At 60.7% G+C, this 22,929-nt stretch carries 23 protein-coding genes; 16 read left to right on the plus strand and 7 right to left on the minus strand.

The genetic code is table 11. The features are described from left to right. Nucleotides 1-132: 132 nt before the first annotated feature. Complete coding sequence (locus tag HB676_RS08360; protein ID WP_213737254.1) at nt 133-399, minus strand: hypothetical protein; 267 nt, start codon at nt 397-399, stop codon at nt 133-135. A 47-nt stretch (nt 400-446) separates the two neighbouring features. Here HB676_RS08360 and HB676_RS08365 point away from each other — a divergent pair, with 47 nt between their 5' ends. The 3 genes from HB676_RS08365 to HB676_RS08375 all read left to right on the plus strand — a co-directional run bounded on the left by HB676_RS08365 (nt 447) and on the right by HB676_RS08375 (nt 1,849). Next, nucleotides 447-764: a hypothetical protein gene (locus HB676_RS08365; RefSeq protein WP_213737256.1), complete on the plus strand. Its 318-nt coding sequence runs from the start codon at nt 447-449 to the stop codon at nt 762-764. A 153-nt stretch (nt 765-917) separates the two neighbouring features. Beyond that, nucleotides 918-1,349, plus strand: coding sequence for a hypothetical protein (locus HB676_RS08370; protein WP_213737257.1), 432 nt, complete (start codon nt 918-920; stop codon nt 1,347-1,349). A 155-nt stretch (nt 1,350-1,504) separates the two neighbouring features. Further along, a complete protein-coding gene (locus HB676_RS08375; protein WP_213737259.1) occupies nt 1,505-1,849 on the plus strand; it encodes a DUF6481 family protein in 345 nt (114 codons plus the stop codon). 82 nt (nt 1,850-1,931) lie between these two features. On the opposite strand, the gene HB676_RS08380 is transcribed toward HB676_RS08375, so the two are convergent. Further along, nucleotides 1,932-2,162, minus strand: a complete 231-nt coding sequence (locus HB676_RS08380) for a pentapeptide MXKDX repeat protein (protein WP_213737260.1) — start codon at nt 2,160-2,162, stop codon at nt 1,932-1,934. A gap of 319 nt (nt 2,163-2,481) precedes the next feature. Here HB676_RS08380 and dctP point away from each other — a divergent pair, with 319 nt between their 5' ends. From dctP to HB676_RS08395, 3 genes are read left to right on the plus strand one after another with little or no spacing between them, the layout of a single operon-like run. Next, nucleotides 2,482-3,504: a TRAP transporter substrate-binding protein DctP gene (gene dctP, locus HB676_RS08385; protein ID WP_213737261.1), complete on the plus strand. Its 1,023-nt coding sequence runs from the start codon at nt 2,482-2,484 to the stop codon at nt 3,502-3,504. Next, nucleotides 3,501-4,055 (plus strand): TRAP transporter small permease, encoded by a 555-nt coding sequence (locus tag HB676_RS08390; protein ID WP_213737263.1) that lies wholly within the window; start codon nt 3,501-3,503, stop codon nt 4,053-4,055. Before dctP ends, HB676_RS08390 begins: the two co-directional genes overlap by 4 nt. Continuing rightward, nucleotides 4,052-5,410, plus strand: a complete 1,359-nt coding sequence (locus HB676_RS08395) for a TRAP transporter large permease (protein ID WP_213737265.1) — start codon at nt 4,052-4,054, stop codon at nt 5,408-5,410. The genes HB676_RS08390 and HB676_RS08395 overlap by 4 nt, the downstream gene beginning before the upstream one ends. 12 nt (nt 5,411-5,422) lie before the next feature. Here the strand turns inward: HB676_RS08395 and HB676_RS08400 are convergent, their stop codons facing one another. The 4 genes from HB676_RS08400 to HB676_RS08415 all read right to left on the minus strand — a co-directional run bounded on the left by HB676_RS08400 (nt 5,423) and on the right by HB676_RS08415 (nt 10,446). Further along, nucleotides 5,423-6,331, minus strand: coding sequence for a hydroxymethylglutaryl-CoA lyase (locus HB676_RS08400; RefSeq protein ID WP_218625672.1), 909 nt, complete (start codon nt 6,329-6,331; stop codon nt 5,423-5,425). A 7-nt stretch (nt 6,332-6,338) separates the two neighbouring features. Then, nucleotides 6,339-8,342: an acetyl/propionyl/methylcrotonyl-CoA carboxylase subunit alpha gene (locus HB676_RS08405; RefSeq protein WP_213737266.1), complete on the minus strand. Its 2,004-nt coding sequence runs from the start codon at nt 8,340-8,342 to the stop codon at nt 6,339-6,341. Between the two features lie 2 nt (nt 8,343-8,344). Further along, nucleotides 8,345-9,949, minus strand: a complete 1,605-nt coding sequence (locus HB676_RS08410) for a carboxyl transferase domain-containing protein (protein ID WP_213737267.1) — start codon at nt 9,947-9,949, stop codon at nt 8,345-8,347. A 191-nt stretch (nt 9,950-10,140) separates the two neighbouring features. Beyond that, nucleotides 10,141-10,446, minus strand: coding sequence for an ETC complex I subunit (locus HB676_RS08415; protein ID WP_213737269.1), 306 nt, complete (start codon nt 10,444-10,446; stop codon nt 10,141-10,143). Nucleotides 10,447-10,676: 230 nt separating this feature from the next. Here HB676_RS08415 and HB676_RS08420 point away from each other — a divergent pair, with 230 nt between their 5' ends. Continuing rightward, on the plus strand, nt 10,677-11,822 hold the full coding sequence (locus tag HB676_RS08420) for an OpgC domain-containing protein (protein WP_213737270.1): 1,146 nt from the start codon (nt 10,677-10,679) through the stop codon (nt 11,820-11,822). A 31-nt stretch (nt 11,823-11,853) separates the two neighbouring features. Here HB676_RS08420 and HB676_RS08425 read toward each other — a convergent pair whose 3' ends face one another. Further along, nucleotides 11,854-12,699: a VOC family protein gene (locus HB676_RS08425; protein ID WP_213737271.1), complete on the minus strand. Its 846-nt coding sequence runs from the start codon at nt 12,697-12,699 to the stop codon at nt 11,854-11,856. A 228-nt stretch (nt 12,700-12,927) separates the two neighbouring features. Here HB676_RS08425 and HB676_RS08430 point away from each other — a divergent pair, with 228 nt between their 5' ends. The 9 genes from HB676_RS08430 (at nt 12,928) to HB676_RS08470 (ending at nt 22,923) form a co-directional block, all read left to right on the plus strand. Next, a complete protein-coding gene (locus HB676_RS08430) occupies nt 12,928-13,101 on the plus strand; it encodes a hypothetical protein (RefSeq protein WP_213737272.1) in 174 nt (57 codons plus the stop codon). Nucleotides 13,102-13,795: 694 nt separating this feature from the next. Beyond that, complete coding sequence (locus HB676_RS08435) at nt 13,796-16,072, plus strand: TOMM precursor leader peptide-binding protein (RefSeq protein ID WP_213737273.1); 2,277 nt, start codon at nt 13,796-13,798, stop codon at nt 16,070-16,072. Nucleotides 16,073-16,083: 11 nt separating this feature from the next. Continuing rightward, on the plus strand, nt 16,084-17,556 hold the full coding sequence (locus tag HB676_RS08440; RefSeq protein ID WP_213737274.1) for a SagB family peptide dehydrogenase: 1,473 nt from the start codon (nt 16,084-16,086) through the stop codon (nt 17,554-17,556). A 230-nt stretch (nt 17,557-17,786) separates the two neighbouring features. Next, nucleotides 17,787-18,506 carry an enoyl-CoA hydratase/isomerase family protein gene (locus tag HB676_RS08445; protein WP_213737275.1) on the plus strand — a complete coding sequence of 240 codons (720 nt, stop codon included), beginning with the start codon at nt 17,787-17,789 and terminating at the stop codon, nt 18,504-18,506. A 64-nt stretch (nt 18,507-18,570) separates the two neighbouring features. Next, complete coding sequence (locus HB676_RS08450; RefSeq protein ID WP_213737277.1) at nt 18,571-19,545, plus strand: NAD(P)-dependent oxidoreductase; 975 nt, start codon at nt 18,571-18,573, stop codon at nt 19,543-19,545. A 24-nt stretch (nt 19,546-19,569) separates the two neighbouring features. Beyond that, a complete protein-coding gene (locus HB676_RS08455; RefSeq protein WP_213737278.1) occupies nt 19,570-20,370 on the plus strand; it encodes an N-acyl homoserine lactonase family protein in 801 nt (266 codons plus the stop codon). 39 nt (nt 20,371-20,409) lie between these two features. Continuing rightward, the gene (locus HB676_RS08460) at nt 20,410-21,132 is read left to right on the plus strand and encodes a GntR family transcriptional regulator (RefSeq protein ID WP_213737279.1); all 723 of its coding nucleotides are present in this window, start codon (nt 20,410-20,412) and stop codon (nt 21,130-21,132) included. Between the two features lie 35 nt (nt 21,133-21,167). Beyond that, complete coding sequence (locus tag HB676_RS08465; protein WP_213737280.1) at nt 21,168-21,959, plus strand: alpha/beta fold hydrolase; 792 nt, start codon at nt 21,168-21,170, stop codon at nt 21,957-21,959. A gap of 31 nt (nt 21,960-21,990) precedes the next feature. Further along, nucleotides 21,991-22,923, plus strand: coding sequence for an NAD(P)-dependent oxidoreductase (locus HB676_RS08470; RefSeq protein WP_213737281.1), 933 nt, complete (start codon nt 21,991-21,993; stop codon nt 22,921-22,923). Nucleotides 22,924-22,929 lie beyond the last annotated feature (6 nt).

The raw sequence follows: 22,929 nt of genomic DNA on the forward strand, positions 1-22,929 counted from the left end.
CCGTCCGCCTACGATCTCAGCATCCCCACTGAATCGGTTCCCGCCGGAACCGGGTTCTGGACCATGCGACATTTCATCAAATGCGGCAAGATTACCGTAAATGAATGGTAAATAAGCGACCGTGAGACGTCCTCAAATTGCAGGCGGAAGAGGAACAATTTTAAATCGTTTAATATGCGAATCCTCTTTTCCGCCGGAAATATCCCAATCGGCAGCGGCAGGCTCTGTGCTTTTTTGGGTGTCGCGGCGAACTTCCGGTCCATTTGACCGATGATTGGCCAGTATCCGCAGTATCAAGCCCGCAAAAGCGTCGACATGCGCAATTTCGGCCGGGAAATATCGCGAAATGGAAACCCGGTGTGCAACGATTGCCCCTGACGCGCTGGCCTTGCCGTTCAACACCGGCTGCGTCTATTTAGCGTTCGACTTTTGGGGAGCCCGAACGGATGCGCAATCTGGCTATTTTGGCAGCTTTCGCCTTGGCCGGTTGCGCCATGGGCGGCTTCAACGCGGAACGCAACAACTTTAAAGGGAAACCCTTAAGCGCCGTCACCACAAGTCTCGGCCCGCCGCAAATGCAGGAGACCTTCGGGGGACAAAAATCCTACACTTGGAGCGTGGGCCAGCCGCCCATTCTGTGCCACATCAGGGTCATCATGGCCGGCGATGTCGTCGATACCTATGAGACGTCAGGCGAGCCCAGCGCTTGCCACGCCTATGAGAGTCGCCAAATCGTCCGCGGCGACGAAACGATAGCCCGGTGATTTTCTGACACCCAAGGTTTTCCGACGCGCAGGAAAAGCGCCAGACGGGAACAATTGGCACGGCGCTCCGTTAGGTGCCCGGGATTGAATGTCAATTTCAACTGGTCGGCTTGCCGATTTCCTCTCCAGATTATTGGGGCGCACAACAATCAGATGAAACATGTCAGCAACAGCCGCCGGCTTTTTCCAACGCTGGTCGTCCCGTGCGTGGCCGCAATCACGCTCGGTGGATGCTTCGAGGGCCCCAAGGGAGACAAGGGCGATCCCGGAGCGGCGGGAGCGGCCGGCCCGCCAGGCGAACCCGGCAAGACCGGCCCGGCGGGAATAGCCGGTAAAGACGGCAGGGATGGCGCACCGGGACCCGCCGGTCCGGGGAGCCCGCTATACGCCAAAACTGTCGACGCCAATGCTTGCGGTTCGATCGGCTGCACGTCCGAATGCGAGGCTGGTGAGATCATCGCGTCGGTCATGTGTTTGTCGAGCGACGGGACGACCTTGCAACCCGGCATACATGCGGGCGGCGTCTGGACCGCATCCTGTCCGGCGCCGTCAAGCCGGATGATCCTGCTTTGCACCAAGAAATAATCCGCCAATCGTCGATCAGACGCCCTGTTTTTGGTGGCTTCCCGGAGCCCGTGGCTGTACACCGCTCTCGATCGTGAGACGCGTATTTCAGGGGCCGCGGCGAATGCGAAGCCCACCGTCTCCCAACCCAAAATGAAAGCGACAAGGCCCGCCCAATGAGTGGATTCAAGGAACCTGGCTTCGCAGACCGGCAGAAGGCGGCGCAGGAAGCCAGGAAAAACATCCTGAACAAGTTTCGCAGCCAGCCCGGTCCTGACGATCCTGCTGTCAAACAGCGCCAGGCCGAGCGCGAGGCGCTGGCCGCCGAACGCGCCAAGGCCAAGCTGGCACGCGAGGCCGCCAAGGCCGAACAGAAGCGGCTTGAGGAAGAGGCCGCAGCCGAAGCCGCAGCCAAGCTCGCGCGGGAAAAGGAAGAAGCCGCAGCCGCGGAATTGGCGCTTGAGGCCGAACGCAAGGCGGCGCGTGACGCCCGCTATGCCGCCCGCAAAAAACGAAAATAGCTGACGGTTTCCGGCCGCAGGTCATCCGATACATCACAGGCTCGCCGTTCTCTCGGCGAGCCTGTGAGATGAAATCCGGTGATTACTTCGACATGCTGTCTTTCTTCATCATCATGCCGTCCCCCTTTTTCATCATGCCATCGTCTTTTTTCATAGCATCGTCTTTCTTCATGGCGTCCTTGGACATCGAGTCCTTCTTCATGCCGTCGTCCTTCTTCATGGCGTCCTGGGCAAAGGCAACAGGCGCAAGCGCCAGGCTGAGCGAAAGAGCAGCGGCCGAAATTCCGAGCGCGAAGCGGGTGCTGATGGTCATTGGTGGGTCATCCCTTTGAAACTGGTTTCGAACGCGACACATGCCGCACTGTTAACGACGATCCAGCTATCGTGACTGTTACGGTGGTATTGGAAAAAAATTTCTGCATAACAGGCATTTGAAGTGCGGGATGGGGTTCATGACGAATGCCTCGTAAAATTCGTGTTAACGCGAATTTCGTTGCGAGTGTGCATCGCAGCAATTCGGAACCTTATCGAACTATCAGACTAGAGCTAATCAAGACCAATACGGGCTAGGATGCCCCATCAACATCGGCCCAAGATCCGATCAAAGACAAAGTTGCCCCGGGGAGAGTATCATGTTCACACGCCGCCACGTCCTCGCATCAGCGCTCGCCGCGCCTGCCATCCTGCGTTTCGGGACTGGAACGGCGAAGGCCGCGACAACCCTGAAAATATCGCACCAGTTTCCCGGTGGCTCGATCGACAAGGGCGATTTCCGCGATCGTCTATGCCGCATGTTCGCCGCTGAGGTCGCCAAGCGCAGCGGCGGCGATCTGGTCGCTGAAATCTACCCGAACTCTTCGCTGATCAAGACCAACGCGCAATTCTCGGCGATGCGCAAAGGTGCGCTGGATATCAGCCTGTATCCCCTTCCCTACGCCGGCGGCGAGATGCCGGAGGCTAATATCGGCTTGATGCCAGGTCTGGTCTCAACCTATGAGCAGGGCCTGAGCTGGAAGACCAAGCCGGTCGGCAAGGCGCTGTCGGATCTGCTCGCCGACAAGGGCATCATCCTGCTGAGCTGGGTCTGGCAGGCCGGCGGCGTCGCCAGCCGCTCGCGGCCGATCGTCGCCCCGGAAGACGCCAAGGGGCTCAAGGTTCGCGGCGGATCGCGCGAAATGGACATGGTGCTGCAGACCGCGGGCGCGGCCGTGCTGTCGGTGCCGTCAAACGATCTCTACGCGGCAATGCAGACCGGCGCCTGCGATGCGGGCATCACGTCCTCCACCAGCCTGATTTCCTTCCGGCTCGAGGAAGTCTCGAAATCGCTGACGTCAGGCGCGGGCGCATCGTACTGGTTCATGCTGGAACCGCTGATGATGTCGAAGTCGATTTTCGATGGCCTGCCGAAAAATCAGCAGGACATCATTCTGGCCGTCGGCACCGAATTGGAAGCCTTTGGCAGGAAGGGCGCACAGGCCGACGATGCTGAAGTCGCCAGCGTCTATGAAAAAGCCGGCGCCAAGGTCAGCGCGCTCGATGCGGCGACCGTCGGCAAATGGCGCGACATCGCCCGCGACACCGCGTGGAAAGACTACAGCGCGAAAACCGCCAACGCGGCCAATCTGCTGAAACTCGCGTCCGATATCTCAGCATGATGCATGGTCCGCTTCCGGATCAAAACGATCGGTCGATCGTAACGACGGACAATACGTTCGTCGCGGCGATCGAGCGCGGGCTTGCCGTGTGCAACAACATCATTGTCGTCCTTGCCGCAATCGCGATGATCGCGGCTTGCGCCATCCTCAGCTACAGCGTTGTGGGGCGCGCGCTGTTTCACAGCCCTAACTATTGGCAGGATGAGGCGGCGGTATTTCTGCTGGTTGGCGCGACATTCATGACGTCGGCCTATGTGCAGCAACAGCGCGGTCACATCGGCATCGAAGCCTTCGTCGGATTGCTGTCGCCGACGGTCAATCGTGTGAGGCTGTGGCTGGTCGATCTGGTCAGCTTGCTGTTTTGCGCATTCTTTGCCTGGAAATCCTGGACACTCGCGCATGAGGCATGGGTCGACGGTCAGGTGTCGAACTCGATGTGGTCACCGCCCCTGGCAATTCCCTACGTCCTGATGGCGATGGGCATGACGCTTTTGTGCGTGCAGATCCTGTTGCAGATCATCCTTCCCCTCACCGGAACGGCGCGCCGATGACCGTCCTTGGCATCGGCATCAGCTACGGGATCGCAACACTGGTCGCGATGTTTTCGGGCATGCCGATCGCGTTTGCGCTCGGCGCCGTCGCCGTGGTGTTCATGGGCATCTATATGCCCGCGGCATCGCTCGATACCGTGACCCAGAACGTCTATGAGGAAATGTCCTCGATCACGCTGTTGTCGATTCCGCTCTTCATCCTCAAGGGCGCGGCGATCGGCAAATCCCGCGCCGGTCAGGATCTCTATTCGGCGCTGCATGCCTGGCTGCATCGCGTACCCGGCGGCCTCGGTGTCGCCAACGTGTTCGCCTGCGCGCTGTTTGCGGCGATGGCGGGATCCTCGCCCGCCACCTGCTCGGCGATCGGCTCGGCCGGCATCCCGGAAATGCGCAAGCGCGGCTATTCCGGCGGCTTCGCGGCCGGAATTATCGCCGCCGGCGGCACGCTCGGTATTCTGTTGCCGCCTTCGATCACCATGATCCTGTTCGCGGTCGCGGCGGAAAAATCGCTGGGCCGCCTATTCCTGGCCGGTATCGGTCCCGGCCTGTTGCTGGTTTCGCTGTTCGGCGCCTACGCGGTGATCCGTTTTCGTAAAGAGTATGCCGCCGCCAGCGCGGTCTACGCCCAGAGCGGTGTAACCTCGGCCATCCTGACCCGCGACGATTTTACCATGGCCGAGCGCTTCAACGTGCTGCCGCGGGTGCTGCCCTTTGTGCTGTTGCTGACGGGCGTGATGATCGCGCTGTATGGCGGTTATGCGACGCCTTCGGAAACTGCAGGGTTAGGCGGGCTCCTCGCGCTGGTGCTGATCGCGCTGATCTACAGCGTGTGGCGGCCGAGCGACCTCGCGCCGATCCTCAAATCGACCATCCGCGAATCCACCATGCTGATGATGATCATCGGCATGTCGCTATTGTACTCCTACGTGATGAGCTACCTGCATATCTCGCAATCGGTCGCGGAATCGATCGTCGCCATGCACCTGCCGCGCTGGGAATTGCTGGCAGCGATCCTGGTGATGGTCGTGATGCTCGGTTTCTTTTTGCCGCCGGTGTCGATCATCCTGATGACCGCGCCGATCATCCTGCCGCCGCTGCGGGCGGCGAACTTCGACATCATCTGGTTCGGCATCGTGATGACCATCGTGATGGAGATGGGTCTCATTCACCCGCCGGTAGGGTTGAACATTTTCGTCATTCGCAACGTCGCGCCGGATATTCCGCTCAGCGAAGTGATCTGGGGCACGCTGCCCTTCGTGCTGCTGATGATGGCGGCCGTCGTAATCCTGTGCTTCCTGCCGGAGATATCGACCTATCTGCCCAATCTGGTGATGGGACCGGACGGCGGGCGCTAGACCCTGCGGTGGTTATTTGGCCGCCCGCGCCTTCGCATTGATCGCCGCGGCTACCCGGCTCACCGGTAGCCGACCGATCAGGTGGCTGACCTCGTTGGTGGCCGCCACCAGCTTGGTCATATCGACCCCGGTCGCGATGCCCATGCCTTCCAGCATGTAGACCACGTCCTCGGTCGCGACATTGCCGGTCGCGCCGGGCGCATAGGGGCAGCCGCCAAGGCCGCCGGCGGCGGAATCGATTACCCGCGCGCCCTCCTCCATCCCCGCATAGAGATTGGCCAGCGCCTGACCGTAGGTGTCGTGAAAATGCATCGCGAGATCGGCCATGGGCACGACACCCGCCACCGCGCGCAGCAATTGCCGGGCCTTGACCGGCGTGCCGACGCCGATGGTGTCGCCAAGCGAGACCTCGTAGCAGCCGAGCCGCCACAGCACCTGCGCGACCTCGACCACCGCCTGCAGCTTCACCTCGCCGTCATAGGGGCAACCCAGCACGCAGGAAATATAGCCGCGCACCTTGATGCCGTCCGCCTTGGCACGGGCCACCACCGGTTTGAAACGCTCGATCGATTCCGCGACCGAGCAATTGATATTGGCACGCGAAAAACCCTCTGAGGCCGACGCAAACACGGCGATAACCTTGGCGCCAGCCTCGCGCGCGGCCTCGTAGCCTTTCTCGTTCGGAACCAGCACGTGGAATTCGCTGTCCGGATGATGGTTGACACCGCGCAGCACCTGGTCAGAACCGACCATCTGCGGGATGGCCTTCGGCGACACGAACGCGCCAACCTCGACGGTATGCAGCCCCGCGCCGACCAGCGCCTCGATAAACGCAATACGCCCGGCGACGCTGACGGGGGTCTTCTCGTTTTGAAGGCCGTCGCGCGGCCCAACCTCGACGATGCGTATCTGGTCGCTCATATCGATCTTAACCGGCTTCCGGTTCGATTTCGGCGAGTTCGACGCCTTCCTGCACGATATCGCCGACCTTGCATTTAATCACCTTCAGCACGCCTGCAAACGGCGCGCGCAGGGTCTGCTCCATCTTCATGACTTCCAGCGTCAGGATCGGCGCACCCTTTTCTAGTTTGGCGCCGATCTCGGCCAGCAATGCGACCACGGTGCCCGGCAGCGGGGCGACGATCTTGTCTTCGCCGACCAGCTCCTCGTCGTCGCCGCCGAAGGGATCGACCCAATGCAGGTCGAAGCGGCCATTGCGGGTTCGCAGATATAATTCGTGGCCTTCGATATCAGCGACGATACGGGATTTCAGACCATCGAGCGTCAGATCGAAACCGTCCGCGCTCGGGGACGAAGTGAAGGCAAATTCGCGCTCGCCGATCGACAATTTCGCCGGGCCTTGGCCGTAGTGCAGATGAGCTTCTTGCTCGGCGTCCTGCCCGTGGCGGAACACAAACCGCCGCTGGCGCCGGCCCACCGGCATCCAGCCGGCTGTGCGCCATGGCGACGAAGCCTCCGTCTGCGTCACCTCCGCTTCTTCGATCAGGATAGCCGCCACGGCCGCGCAAAGTTCGAGATCGCCGGCCGCTGCGGCCGGCGGCGTCAATACCTTCAGTTCACGCTCGATGAATCCGGTATCGATGGCGTTGGCGCGGACGTCCGGGTGCGTCACCAAGGCCGACAGAAACGGAATATTGGTGACCACGCCGCGCACATCGGTGTCTTCAAGACCGCGATTGAGCCGATCGATCGCAGCATCGCGGGTCGGCGCCCACGCGATCACCTTCGCCAGCATCGCGTCGTAGTTCGGCGAGACCATATCGCCCTGGCGATATCCGGCATCGATCCGTAGGCCATTCGACGGTTCCGGAGTGTGCCAGGTCCTGATCCGGCCGACCGATGGCATGAAGTTCTTGTGCGGATTTTCCGCATAGACCCGAGCCTCGACGGCATGACCGTTGAGCGTGATCTGGTCTTGCGTTCGCGGCAGCTTTTCACCGGATGCTACGCGCAACTGCCATTCCACGAGATCGATGCCGGTGATCAATTCGGTCACGGGGTGCTCGACCTGCAGCCGCGTATTCATCTCGATGAAGAAAACATCCTTGCCGTTGGAGACGAATTCGATGGTGCCGGCCCCGACATAACTGACCGCGGCCGCCGCCTTGCGCGCGGCGGCGCATACCGCCTCGCGCTGCGCCTCGTTGAGCGTCGGCGACGGGGCTTCCTCGATCACCTTCTGATGCCGCCGCTGCAGCGTGCATTCGCGCTCAAACAGCGACAACAGATTGCCGTGACTGTCGCCGATCACCTGCACTTCGATGTGGCGCGGATTTTCCACGTATTTTTCAATCAGCATGCGGTCGTCACCGAAGGCCGCCTTGGCCTCGCGCTTGGCGCTGACCAGCGCGGCGGCAAGTTCGTCCGCTGAACGCACAATCCGCATGCCGCGGCCGCCGCCGCCGGCCGAAGCCTTGACCAGAACCGGAAAGCCAATCTGATCGGCCGCCTTTGCCAGCGTCGCGTCGTCCTGGGCTTCGCCGTGATAGCCCGGCACCAGCGGCACGCCGGCCTTCTCCATCAGCATCTTGGAGCCGGATTTCGACCCCATTGCCCGGATCATGCCGGCGGTCGGGCCGACGAAGATCAATCCGGCCTCAAAACAGGCCTGCGCGAATTCGGCGCTCTCGGAGAGAAACCCATAGCCGGGATGCACGGCTTCCGCGCCGCTCTGCCGCGCAGCTTCGATCACGCGCGCGATATTGAGATAACTGTCGCGTGCCCGCGCCGGCCCGAGCAGGACGGCTTCATCGGCCATCGCGACATGCATCGCGTCGCGGTCGGCCTCCGAATAAACAGCGACCGTGCGCAGCCCCATCGTCTTTGCAGTGCGGATGACGCGACAGGCAATCTCGCCGCGATTGGCGATCAGCAGCGTGCGAAACGGCCTGAAATGAGCGGTGCGATCCATCATTACATCCGGAACAGGCCAAAACGCGTCGGCTCGATCGGCGCGTTGGCAGAGGCCGAAAGACCGAGCCCGAGCACCAGCCTGGTATCGGCGGGATCGATCACGCCATCGTCCCAGAGTCTGGCGGTGGCATAATAAGGGCTGCCCTGGGTTTCGAACTGCGCGCGCGTCGGTGCGCGAAACGCATTCTCCTCTTCGGTCGACCAGGTGCCGCCCTTGGCCTCGATATTGTCGCGCCGCAATTGGCTCAGCACCATTGCCGCCTGCTCGCCGCCCATCACCGAAATCCGGGCATTCGGCCACATCCAGAGGAAGCGCGGGCTGTAGGCGCGGCCGCACATTCCGTAATTGCCGGCACCGTAGGAGCCGCCGATCACCACGGTGAATTTCGGCACCGCGGCAGTCGCGACCGCCGTCACCAGCTTGGCTCCGTCGCGCGCGATGCCGCCGGCCTCATATTTCTTGCCGACCATGAAGCCCGTAATGTTCTGCAGGAACACAAGGGGGATATTGCGCTGACAGCACAGCTCGATGAAATGCGCGCCTTTCAGCGAACTCTCGCTGAACAGGATGCCGTTATTGGCGATGATGCCGACCGGGTATCCCCAGATATGCGCGAAGCCGCAGATCAGGGTCTGGCCGTACAGCTTCTTGAATTCGTCGAATTCCGACCCGTCGACCAAGCGCGCGATGATGTCGTGCACATCGAACGGTTTGCGTCCATCAGCAGAGACCACGCCATAGATTTCTTCGGGCGCGAACAAAGGCTCGCGCGGGTCGCGCATATTCAAGACGGCGCGTTGCGGCGGTTTCAATGTGGCAATGATACGCCGCGCAATTCCGATCGCGTGAGCGTCATTCTGCGCATAATGATCGGTGACCCCCGATTGTCTGGAATGCACGTCGGCGCCGCCCAGTTCTTCGGCAGTAACAACCTCGCCGGTCGCTGCCTTCACCAGCGGCGGCCCGCCGAGAAAAATCGTACCCTGATTGCGCACGATAATGCTTTCGTCCGACATCGCCGGGACATAGGCGCCGCCTGCCGTGCAGGAGCCCATCACGATCGCAATCTGCGGAATACCCAGCGCCGACATCTGCGCCTGATTGTAGAAGATCCGACCGAAATGCCGTTCGTCAGGAAAAATCTCGTCCTGTTGCGGCAGAAATGCGCCGCCTGAATCGACCATATAAACGCAGGGCAGATTGTTCTGCCGCGCGATATCCTGCGCGCGAAGATGCTTCTTCACCGTCATCGGATAATAAGTGCCGCCTTTGATGGTCGCGTCGTTGGCGACGATCATGCATTCGCGGCCGGATATCCGCCCCACCCCGGTGATGATGCTCGCGGAATGCACGTCACCGCCATAAAGGCCAAAGGCCGCCAGCGGCGACAATTCGAGGAACGCAGTCCCCGGATCGATCAGGAGATCGACGCGCTGACGCGCCAGCATCTTGCCGCGGGAAGTATGCCGGGCACGAGAGGCTGCGCCGCCGCCGCCGGCGACCTGATCGAGCTTCTCCCGGAGTTCTGCGACCAGCGTCCGCATGGCCTCGGCATTACGGGCAAAATCAGACGAGGCGGGGTTGGTGCTTGACTGGAGCGGCATGGCCTTCAGCGGTTCTATGGTGCGCCGCAATCGGCGCATCCGGCTTGCGCCATGGTGTCATTGCGCCGCTGGCTTAGGCAACCCAGAACTTTCAAGCCCCGCGGGAAGCCAGGACATTCCCTGCGCCTGACTACCTCAGCCCCATAACGGGTCGAACGTTCAATGCGTCCGAGGTTCAATGGGTCTGAGGTTTAATGGGTCCAGGGTTCGCCGCGCCGGAATGCAAAATTGTCGGCGTAGGCGACCTGCCGGTGGGCCGGCTGCTTCGGTTCGATGACCTGATAGGGGATGCCCTCGCGTTCGCAATACGCCACAGCCTCTTCCTTGGTCTCGAAGCGAAGGGTGAGCTGCTGCTTCATGTCGCCAGAACTGGTCCAGCCCATCAGTGGCTCGATGGCCCGCGGTTGCTCGGGCTCGTAGTCGAGCTGCCATTCCCTGGTTTTGGCGGTCCCTGATTGCATCGCGTTTTTGGCGGGCTTAAAGATGCGTGCGGTCATGGATGGTCGGACCCCCCTTAGAAGTGCGGCATGGAAGCGCGTGGCAGAAACAGCCGTGATAGTATAAAAACACCCTATCACGAGTTCGATCGATGATTCCCGGCTTTATGTTACATTTTCCGGTCTGGTATAGTCACAATGCCGAGCGGTGACAATCTTGCCCGGTCGCGTGGCGGATACCCTGCCCGGCTGCTTGATCCTCTCCTACGCATCACTTCGAAACGGCGCCCATGAAAATCAACGCTACCCTGCCGGAAAAAGGACGCGATCTGCGGCTCGATCTGTTCCGTGGGGTCGCCAACTGGGCGATCTTCCTGGATCATATTCCCGACAATGTCGTGAACTGGATCACCACCCGGAATTACGGTTTCAGCGACGCCGCCGATCTCTTCGTTTTTATTTCGGGATATACCGCCTCGTTCGTCTATGCCCGGATGATGATCGACCGCGGTTTCATCGTCGGCGCGACCCGCCTGACCAAGCGGGTCTGGCAGCTGTACGTCGCGCATATCATCCTGTTCGTGATTTATATCGTTTCAATCGGATATGTCGCACAGCGCTTCAGCGATCCGGAGATCATCAGCGAGTTCAACGTCGCCGGTCTGGTTGACAGCGCGGTCGAAACGCTGCGGCAGGGATTGCTGCTGAAATTCAAGCCGGTCAATCTGGACGTGCTGCCGCTCTACATCGTGCTGATGGGTCTTTTCCCGCCGGTGTTGTGGATGATGCTGCGGCAACCCGGGGCAACGATGCTGGCTTCGATTGCGCTGTGGCTCGCGTCCCGGCAGTTCGGCTGGAATCTGCCGGCCTATCCCGGCGGTTCCTGGTACTTCAACCCGTACTGCTGGCAGGTTCTGTTTGTATTCGGCTCGTGGTGCGCGCTGGGCGGGGCAAGGAAGTCCCGCTTGATCGTCGACGCGCCCGCCACCCTCTACATTTGCATCGCCTATCTCCTTTTTGCGATGCTGATGACCATGGCGGGCAAGTTTCCGGATTTCGGCGCGATGTTCCCGCACTGGCTTGTTGAAATCTTCAATCCCAACGACAAGACCAATCTGGCGCCCTATCGCTTCATTCACTTTGTGACGATTGTGATCATAGTGATCCGGTTTGTGCCCAAGGACTGGCCCGGCCTCGAATGGAAGATTTTCGACCCCGTCATCGTCTGCGGTCAGCAATCGCTCGCGGTATTCTGCGTCGGCGTCTTCCTGTCCTTTGTCGGACATTTTGAACTGATGATGAGCTCCGGTTCGCTGTTCGCGCAGATCTTCGTCAGCGTGACCGGCATCGCGCTCATGACCATCGTCGCCTACTACATTTCCTGGTCGAAGCGGCAGGACAAGCCGTTGAAGGCGCCGGCGCCCAAGCCGGCCTGATGCTCCAAGACCGGAAAGTGCAAGTCGTGCGTTAGGGCCGCGGCTTGTTGGGCACCATTCTGCCCTTCGACGAAAAGCCACCCCATTCGGCGGACCAGCCGATACCATCCTCGCGCCGCGTCCCCTGCAGCGCGAACGGAGCGCCTTGCGGGTCCTGGCATCGGACAATCCAGCTGCCGCCGAGAAGTTCAAGCGGGCCTGTAAATATCCGTCCGCCGGCGCGCCTCACGCGCTCCGCGGCTTCGTCGATATCGCCGACATTGAAATAATAAAGCCAGAACGGAACCGGCTCCGTTATGGGTTTGGTAAGCATACCGCCGATCGTCGGCCCGTCGATGGCAAACGGCTGATAAGGATCCGCAGTGTTGATTTCGAAATCCACTTTCTGCCAGCCGAAAAGCTCGACATAGAAAGCCAGCGCCTTCTCCCAATTGGTCGCGTGCAGCTCATGCCAGCCTACGTGCCCTGCTTTGCCCGGCGCGACAGGCTTCGTTTGAACAGGCTTCAGCCCTTCGACCAATGCAAAATTCGCCGTTTGCGGATCCGCGACAATCGCGATGCGGCCGATGTTGCTGTCAGTCGGTGGAACATACACGGCGCCGCCACGGCGTTTGATTTGGCCGGCGGTGGCCTCGATGTCCTTGACGGCGACATATCCTGCCCATCTTGGCGTCGCACCTCTGCGTTGCGCGACTTCCGGCAATTCGGTCACTCCGGCGACCGGAGTCGTTCCAGCGGCCAACAAAGTATACGCAAAATCGGGCGTCGGAGCGTCCTGTGTGCCCCAGCCCACGACATCAGCGTAAAACACTTTGGCGGCGGCCACGTCGGTCGTGATCAGCTCGTACCAGACGAAACGCCCATGATGATCGTTCATGTCGTTTCCCGGTTCGAGTTTGCAACCGGGTGAAGCTCATCGCGATGCAACATTGAACCGGGCGGCCTTTTTCTGCGACGTATCATAGGCGGTCGAAATACCTCTGCTGAATAACGGTGTGACGGTCAAATAACTTTCACTCGTTGAGGTTGCCGCCGACTACCTGGTGACTTGAACAACGACGGTATAGTTGGCGCAATCGTCGTTGATTAATACAGGTTCATGAACATGAACAAGATGAACTCCATGCGCTACATCGCAATCACGACCATGTTCAATCCGCAAGCGCAAGCAGCCTTGCATGGTGGCTTTGCTCAGCGTATTAATACGGTGCTGGACTCGAAACTTTTTTTACAGGTATGGAGGAACTATGCCACGGCAGAAGCAAGCTTCGAAGCGTAAGCATATGAAGATCGCGGCACCCGCACTTGGCGCCGCTGGGTTGACTTTATCGCTGGTGGGCGGTGCATCCGCCGCTGTCGTGCCGGGAGCAGAAGTGCAACCGACACCGAACTACACTCCGAATCATCAGGTCACTCTCGGTGAAGAAGAAATCGCCGATGTGAGCCTGGCTACCTTCTACGTGTTCGACAAGGAAGGCACTGCGGCTGTTAAGGACGGCGTCCAGCTGGCCCGCGGTTGCGGTGGTTGTCGTGGTTGCGGCGGTCGTGGTTGCCGCGGTTGCCGTGGTTGCGGCGGCAGAGGCTGCGGCGGTTGCGGCGGTTGCGGTTGCGGCTGTCTCTCCTGGGGCGGTTGCCGTATTTGCTAAGCACGACACTCCGACTTACTTGATAAACGCAAGTGGTCATGGCCGGGTTCGATCACGTCGACCCGGCCAATCCATGTCTAGACCAATTTATGTCTGGACCAATTTATGTCTTGGCCAATGTATGTCTCGGCCAATTCATGTTTAGACTGCGACACGTTCCTCACGCCCGCGTGGGAGAGATTGCAAATATCAGCCGCAACTATTGGCTGAACGATTCTACGACTTTTCGAAAATTCCGGCGTGCGCGCTGGACTGCAAGAATTCCGGCGGCCGGAGAACATGGCCGCGGCGATCCGGAGTGTTAAGCAAGATGCATGTGCTGACGTTATGACAGGTGATCGCAAGACCCCTTCCAAAAAGAAATCCACGCGGCGCACCAGCAAAAACGCTCTGCAATTCGCGCCTAATTTCACCATCTATACGATGCTTCCGGATGTCGTTTGCCTCTATTCCGAGGACCGGAAATTTTTCCTTCACGGCGAACTGTATTGCGCGCTCGTATCCGCCATCGGAAAGGGCGGAAAGAGTTCTCAAGAACTCGTTCGCGAGTTGTCGCGGAATTTTCCCGCCGACAAGATCAACGAAGCCATCAACCGGTTGATCGAGCGCCGCTATGTCATTCAAGCATCGGGATCCTCTTTAGGCGCGGTGGACGGCTATTGGGCGAGCCTGGGAATACCGCGTGAAATCGCGGAAAAAAATCTCGCTTCGATGCGGGTGCGCATTCAGTCCATCGATGTGCAGGGAGCAGCCAAGCTCGGCGCTGCCCTCACCGCGATGGGCGTCCGCGTGGTCGCGCGTTCCGCCGACCTGACCGTGGTGCTGGTGAATGATTACCTCGAATGGGGTCTCGCCGAATTAAATCTGAAGAATGTATCTGACGGGACGCCATGGCTGCTAGTCCAGCCCTCCGGCGCCTTCCCGCTGGTGGGGCCCGTGTTCATCCCCGGCGAGACGGCTTGCTGGACGTGCCTGTTCGATCGCATGATCCGCAACCGCGAAGTTAAAGGGTTTCTCGAGCGCGGCGGCGCACGCGCCATTACCGTCTCGCCGTTGGCTCGCAATACCCTGGGACACAGTGGCATCCAGCTTGCCGCCGTGGAAATCGCCAAAGCCATCGCCACCGGCTTTCGCACCGAATTGCGCAATCACATCGTCAGCCTCGATCTGCTGGGCTCAACGGTGGCGAAGCATTATGTGGCGCACCGCCCGCAATGTCCGACCTGCGGCAGCAAGAAGCTGCGCGACCCCAGGCGCGCCCCGGCGCCGATCGAACTCAGCGCCGGCACCAAACTGGTGATGACCAGCGGCGGATACCGCAGTGTCACATCGCGAGCCACGGTGGAACGATTCCGCAAGCATGTGAGCCCGCTGACCGGCGTGGTTACCCGGCTGGAGCGGATGGAATCTCATTTGCCGATGAATACCAGCTTTTATGCCGCGCATAATTTCTCTGCCCCGGCCCAGAACGTCAACGAGCTCAGGTCAGGACTAAGCGGCGGCAGCTTCGGCAAAGGCAGCACTGCCGAGCAAGGCGAAGCCAGCGCGCTGATGGAGGCGCTCGAACGCTATACCGGCGTCTATCAAGGTGACGAGATCCGGTTGCTGCGGCGGTTCAGCGATTTTCCGCCCGGCGACGCTATCCTTCCTAACGAGGTCCTGCTCTATAGCGACTCGCAATCGGAGTCGGACCAGAACCCGCCCAGCAACGATCCCAACAATATTCCGTTGGACCCCACCCGGTTTGATCCGTCGGCCAAGATGGAATGGTCGCCGGTCTGGTCGCTGCGCGACCACCGTTTCAAATATCTTCCGACCAGTACCTTGTATTTTTTCTACCGGGGCCCCTACCCCTATGCCGCGGATTCCAATGGCTGCGCCGCTGGCAATACACGCGAAGAAGCTATCGTGCAGGGCTTCCTCGAATTGGTGGAGCGGGATGCCTATGCGATCTGGTGGTACAACCGGCTTCGGATGCCGGAAGTCGATCTCAACCAGTTTGACGATGCCTACATCACCGATCTGAAAAGCCAGCTTGGGGCCGCCGGACGCAAGCTCTGGGTGCTCGATGTCACCAGCGACCTGGGCGTTCCCACCTATGTTGCGATTCTGCACTGGATGCAGGACGGAAAGGAAAACATCGAATTCGGTTCCGGTGCGCATTTTGATCCACGCATCTCCATGCTGCGGGCGCTGACCGAGCTCAATCAATTCCTGTCCATCGGCCTGATGGGCGGCGGCTCCGGCGAAAAATCGAGCCTCGACGGCGAGACGCCGTTGCGGCTGGAGGACCATCCCTTCCTGCTGCCAAACGGCAAGCCGTCGGTCACGTCAGATGCAGGCTCGAAGGTCGCGCTCGACAACACACGCGATCAGGTGCTCGCCTGCGTCGATATCGCGGGGCGTGCTGGCCTGGATTTCCTCGTTCTCGATCAGACGCGGCCTGATATCGAAACGCCGGTCGTCAGAGTGATTGTGCCAGGCTTGCGGCATTTCTACATCCGCTTCGCGCCAGGCCGGCTTTATGACGTTCCGGTAAAACTCGGATATCTGGATCAGCCACTGACGGAAGACGAATTCACTCAGTTCCTTCCCCACACCTAAGGGGCAACCGGATGCGCGCTCCCGGAAAAAAGAAAGGACGGCAGGTCAAACTGCCGCCCATTTCGGCCCGGCTGATCGGTTACGTCACGCTCGAAGCGCAGACTGACGGCACCGTCGCCGCCTATTTTGACGGCTACGCCGTCGGTTTGGGAAAATTCAGCCATGAAGCGGCGGCGCGCGCGCAGGGACTAAGCACAGGCCTGCCATTTGGCTCATTCCCGCCGGACGGGAACAGCGTCGACAAGGAAATCCATCTGTTGGTCCAGCGCCTGGCTCGGCGCGGTCTGCTGGAATATCGCCTTGGCGATGCGGATGACGACAAGGACCGGGTCGTCGTCGAACCGCAGGTTGCCGACTACTGGCCGCAAATGCCGGCGCTTGACGACGCCGATGTGATCGTCCTGTCGCGATTTGCCTATCTGCGACGACGCGGCAACGAGATGGTTCTGGAATCGCCCCGCGCCGGGGCGCTGTTTCGCATTTGCGATCCGCAGATTGCGACCGCTCTCGCGATGCTGTCGACGCCGCGCCAGATCAAGCAATTCCGGCGGCAGGACGGTTTTCCGGGCGCCGAACTTCTCGGCTTGCTGATGGATTGCCAGATCGTTTTCAAGATCGGCGCAGACGGCGGTGACGGCCTGCGACCGTCTGAAGGCGGCGACGCGCTTGTCCTTTGGGACTTTCACGATCTGCTGTTTCACACCCACAGCACGGCCGGCCGGCAGGCCAATCCGCTCGGCGGGCTCTATCCCTATGCGGACACGATACCTGCACCACCGGCGGTACGCCCCCCTTGGCCCGGCAAGAAGATCGATCTGGCCAAGCTTACTGCGACACCTTCGGACACCACTTCATGGGTCGCCAGGCTCTTGCGTGCACGCCATTCGACGCGCGACTTCGACGATCAGCAACCGATCACGCTGACTGAGCTTGCGCAGTTTCTCGACGGCGCCGCGCGCGTGCAGTCGAAATGGAAAGGCCGGATCGACGACGACGGCGGCGGTCCCGAGGTTTCCTACGCCACGCGTCCCTATCCTTCCGGCGGCAGCGCTTACGAGCTCGAACTTTATCTGTCTGTCGCCAATTGCGAAGGACTTGCGCGTGGGTTCTACCACTACGACGCCGACCGGCATGCGCTGGCGCCGATCGGCGCCGGCACACCGGCGCTCGACGCGCAACTGGCCGCGGCTGAATTTGCGCTGGATGCACCCGGCGTGCCCCAGATCTTGATCACGATTGCGGCGCGCTTCGACCGGACGGCCTGGAAATACAGTTCAATCGCCTACTCGCTGGTCCTGAAAGATGCCGGGGTGCTGATCCAGACGCTCTATTTGATGGCGACGGATATGGGGCTCGGCGGGTGCGCGATCGGCAGCATCGATATCGACCTGTTTGCGAAGATGACGGGACTTGAATTCCACATCGAGGGTCCGGTCGGACAATTCGCGCTCGGCCGCGGCCGGAAAATGGAATCTCAGGACTGATGCCTCCGTTTTGACGGGCCATCCGAAGCTTTTACGGCCGCAACGTCTTCGATTTTAAACCTGCTGGCGGAACGCCTCTCAAAGGACGATGTCCGGCGGCGCCGCCGGCATGGAACACCGACAAACCGATTGACAGATTATAATACAATCCTATTACCTTTGGTCTGAAACTGCGGCCTGCAAGACCGGCTCTCCCATAGAGCCCCAATAAATCAAAGGAGGATGACGCCATGGCAATCGAGATCGAGGCCAAGGGAAAAGGCGTTTCGGTCGTTACCCTGGCGGGTCATGACGCTGGTAATTTCCTGTATACGCAGGATTTGCTCGATCTCGCGGCGGTTCTTACGACCGCGGCCTCCGACAAGGATTTGCGGGCGCTTGTCATCACCGGCCGGAACAACACTTTTTGCGGCGGCCGCGTCGGCGCCAAGGGGCTGACGCGCGCCTCCGAGGTCGCCGAGGATCTCGGCGCTATTCTAAAGGTCAATAACGCGATGAACGCGCTGAGCGTTCCCGTGATCATCGCGGCCGAAGGCGAGGCTTTCGGATTTGGCTTTGGAATGACCGCACAGTCTGATTACGCGGTCGCCGCCGAGAATACCGTGTTCTCGCTGCCGGAAATGTCCCACGGCATACCGCCGTTGATCGTCTTCACCTATCTGTTCCGGTTTGTACCCTACAAGCGGGCGTTTGAACTTGCCGTTACCAGCCGGAACATCTCCGCAAAGGAAGCGATGGATGCCGGTATCCTGACCGAACTCGTCGCGCCAGGCACCGCTCTGAAGCGCGCGCTCGAGGTCGCTGACATGATGGCGGCTTTCAATCCGAAGGCGATGGGTCTCTTGCGAAAATTCGGGCGTGAAGTCGCAGACGTACACTCCACATCGAAAAGCGAACATGCGGTTGCTTTAATGAGCGTCATGCTGGCTGAGCGGAATTCCGCGCACTGAGCGAGACGCGCACTGCCTTCGAAGCAGCGCTTAGACTAACGGTTTGGACGGACGGACAAGACCGATGCATGTTTTGGTGACCGGAGGAGCTGGATTTCTTGGCGGCTACGTCATGGCGGCGCTGGCCAGGCAGGGCCACCAGGCGTTCGCCTACGACATCGTGCCGCCCAACGCGGAGATGCTGGCGGTTTCGCCTGACATCGCGTCCCGGCTTCGGCGAGGGCAGATCGGCGATATCGCGCGGCTTTTCGACGTCTGCCGCAGCGAGAAAATCGAAGCGATCATTCATACCGCGGGGATCGTCGGACTTGAAACATCGCTGAGAGAGCCGATCGCGACCTACCAGACCAACGTCATGGGACAGGTCAATGTCTGCGAGGTCGCCCGGCAGTTGCAGATGCGGCGCGTCGTGTTCGTGTCGAGCAATGCCGCCTATCACAAAGGCTCCGGCGGGAGCCTGGTCGAAACCGATCCGGCGTTTTCGATCCGTGACGGCAATCCCGCCGGACATTACGGCACCTCCAAGATGGCGGCCGAAGCGGTCGGGCTTGCTTATGCGAGCTTCCAAGACCTCGATTTTCTCAGCGTGCGCGTTACCGCGATTTACGGCTTCGGCATGAGCAGCCCGATGTATATCAAGCCAATGGTCGAGAATGCGGTGCTGGGCAAGCCAACGCGTTTTGCGACGGGTGGACGGATGAAGCGCGACTACACCCACGTGCTCGATTGCAGCGATGGCCTTATCGCAGCCTTGCAGGCGCCGCGATGGACCGCCGGCGAGCAGCGGGTCATCAATGTCGCGTCCGGCAGCGCGCGAACCGCCGCCGAGGTTGCCACGACCGTGCGCAATACAATTCCGGAGGCCGATATCGAGATCGGCGATGCCCTGACGCCGCTCGAAGAACAGAACGTCAAGATGCGGGCTTCGCTCGATATCGCCGCTGCCAAGCGCCTTCTGAACTGGTCGCCGAAATGGCCGCTTGAAGCCGGCATCGCCGAATATGCAGAAGCGTTCCGGCGCTACACGTCCCTTTCCTGAGCGAGCACAGCCCAAGAGATACCTATGTCAGACCTTCCGAATTACGAAGTCTACGCCATCCGCTACGCCACAAGGGCGTCGAAACGATCCGACAATTTCGTCGGCGGCGATCCGCATGATGGCCCGATGCCGCTGGATTATTTTGTCTGGGCTGCCATCGGTCCCGACCGCAGCTATGTCATCGACACCGGATTCACCGCCGAGATCGCCGCCAAGCGAAAACGCGACTATCTGCGTTGCCCGATTGAATCGCTGAAGTTGATCGGCCTCGATCCCGGCAAGATCACCGACGTTATCCTGACCCACCTGCACTACGATCACGTCGGCAATTTCGACAAGCTTCCGGCCGCGAATTTTCATCTGCAGGAAACCGAGCTGCATTACGCGGTCGGCCGCTACATGCGCTACAAGAAATTGCAGCACTCCTACGAGATCGAAGACGTCGTCGGCATGGTTCGCGCCAACTATGCCGGCCGGGTCAACTTCTACGACGGCATGGCCGAACTTTCGCCGGGGATTACCATTCATCCGGCGCCGGGCCATTCAGCAGGTCTGCAGTTCGTGCGCGTGCATACCAAGCGCGGATGGGTGGTTCTGGCCTCCGATGTCACGCATTTTTACGAGAACATGGACGCCTACAAGCCGTATGTGACGGCCTTCCATATCGGCAACATGCTTGAGGGCTTTGACAAGCTTCGCGCCGCGGCCCCCTCGCCCCAGCACATCATTCCCGGCCACGACCCGCTCGTGATGCAGCGCTACAAGGCGCCTCGCCCCGATCTGGACGGCATCGTGGTGCGCCTCGATGAGCCGCCCAGTGCCTGACGATATTGTGGATACCGATCGACCAGAGAGGTTGTTGCCATGACTGTCGAATCGCTTCGCGTGGTTCGTTCGCTCGTATCGCTCAAGAAGCAGGTTGTTGAATCCCTGCGCACCGCCATTTTCGATCGGCGCTTTTCACCGGGAGACCGGCTGGTCGAACGCGAATTGTGCGAAATGCTGGATGTGAGCCGCACCCTGCTGCGCGAAGCGCTCAGCCAGCTCGAAGCCGAGGGCGTCGTCCAGATCATCCCGCATCGCGGCCCGATCGTCGCGGTCTACACCGCCGAAGACGCCAAATCGATCTATGAAGTGCGCGCGGCGCTGGAGGAAATGGCCGGGCGCTGCTTCGTCGAACGCGCAACCGAGCAGGAATGCAAGGCGCTCGAAACCGCTTTTGCCGAAATGAAACGCAGTTGCACCAGCAAGCTCGGCGCCGATCACCTGACCGTCAAGACCAAGTTCTACGCGGCATTGACCACGGGCGCGCATAATCCCGTGCTGGTCGAAATGCTCAGGCTCATTCACGGACGCGTCTCGATGCTGCGCGCGACAACGCTGGCGCAGCCGGGCCGCCTTGCCGCCAGCCTCGCCGAACTCGGCAACATTGTGAAGACGATCAAGGCGCGCGATGCGGAAGCAGCCGCACGGGCTTGCCGCCTTCATGTCGAAAATGCCGGCGTCATTGCCATCAATATCCTCGCCGAGGATACGGCGGCGCCCGAAGCCAAATCGCCTCAGGCGAAACGTCGCCGACCGGCCTGATATCAAATCACCTTTCGTGAGCAGATGAGTTCAACATGACACAAGTTTTGACGCAGCAATCCGGCGTTCACTCCATCCGAACGGGACAACGCGGCGCACCACTGGTGGTACTGATCCACGCCGTCGGCGTCGATCTGACCTATTGGGGCGACCAGATCGAGATGCTGCAGGCATCCTACGACGTCGTGGCCTACGATCTGCCGGGACACGGCGGATCGGCCAAACCCGCCAAGGGTTTTGGCTTTGCGGACGCCGTCGCCACCCTGACCCAGGTGATCACGAATGCGGCGGCCGGACCGGCGCACATCATCGGACTATCGGTCGGCGGGATGATCGCGCAAAATTTCGCGCTCGCCCGGCCGGATCTGGTGCGCTCGCTTGTGCTGGTCGACACCATCTCGACCTTTCCAGATGCCGTTCGAACAGCGCTGCAGGATCGCGCCAGACTGACGCGAACCGAAGGCATGGGCGCCATCCTGAAGCAGACGATCGAGCGCTGGTTCACCGCGGATTTCATCAAGCGCCGCCCGGACGTGATCGATCGCACCACCAAGACGTTGCTGGCCGACGATCCCGAGATTCATGCCGGCATGTGGGAAATGATCGCGACGCTCGACACCGCGCCGCGGCTGGCCAGCCTCAACAAGCCAACGCTCGTCGTGGTCGGCGAGCACGATCCAACCACGCCGGTGGCCGCCGCCCGCGCGATTGCCGAGCGCATTCCCGGCGCAGTTCTGCACATCCTGCCGGATGCGTCGCACATGGCGCCGCTCGAAAAGCCGTCGCAGGTGAACGACATCTTGCAAGGTTTTCTGGCTGCCCATTGAGCACGGCCGGACATTGTAACGGGAGAGCGTGATGAGAATAGGCTTTGCAGGACTGGGCGCGATGGGCGGCCCAATGGCCGGTCATCTGCTGGATGCCGGCCATAAGCTCCTGGTGCTGACCCGGCGGCGTGAATCCGCCGCTGCCGCGATCGCCAAAGGCGCCGTCTGGGCTGAAACCGCAAAGGCCCTGGCCGCCGGTTCGGAGATGGTTTTCACAGTGCTGCCCGGTCCCGCCGAGATCGAGGCCATCATGGCGGGCGAAGATGGCCTGCGCGCCGGGTTTTCAGCCGGCACGCCCTATATCGATCTATCGACCAATTCCCCGGCGCTGGTCCGCAAGCTCTCGGCCGACCTGGCGGGCATCGGCGTGCCCATGCTCGATGCGCCGGTCAGCGGCGGCCCCAAGGGCGCAGCCTCGCGAAAGCTCGCGATCTGGGTCGGCGGTGAACGCGCGACCTATGACGCCTGCAAACCGATCCTCGATCTGCTCGGCGACCAGGTGCGCTATCTCGGGGCGAGCGGCAGCGCTTCGGTCGCCAAGCTCGTGCACAATTGCGCCAATTACGGCATTCAGATGGTTCTGGCTGAAGCCTTCACGATGGGAGTCAAGGCCGGGGTCGATCCCGCCGCCCTGTTCGGCGCGATACGGCAAGGGTCGCTCGGCCGCCAGCGCGCCGTCGATCGCATGACCGATCAGTTTCTGCCGCATGAGTTCGACAATCCCGCTTTTGCGCTGGAACTGGCCCACAAGGACGTCTCGCTGGCTACGGCCCTCGGCCGCGAAAACGATGTGCCGATGCGCTTTGCCAATATGACGCTCGCCGAGATGACGGAAGCCCTCAACAAGGGCTGGGGAAAAAGAGATTCCCGCGTTGCGATGCTGATCCAGGAGGAACGCGCCGGTCTCGATATCCGGGTTCCCCGCAGCGTGCTGCAGGACATTCTCAAGAACGAGCCGCTCTGACCTGCG

It is taken from the genome of Bradyrhizobium sp. dw_411 (genome assembly GCF_018449695.1).
Taxonomy (GTDB): domain Bacteria; phylum Pseudomonadota; class Alphaproteobacteria; order Rhizobiales; family Xanthobacteraceae; genus Bradyrhizobium.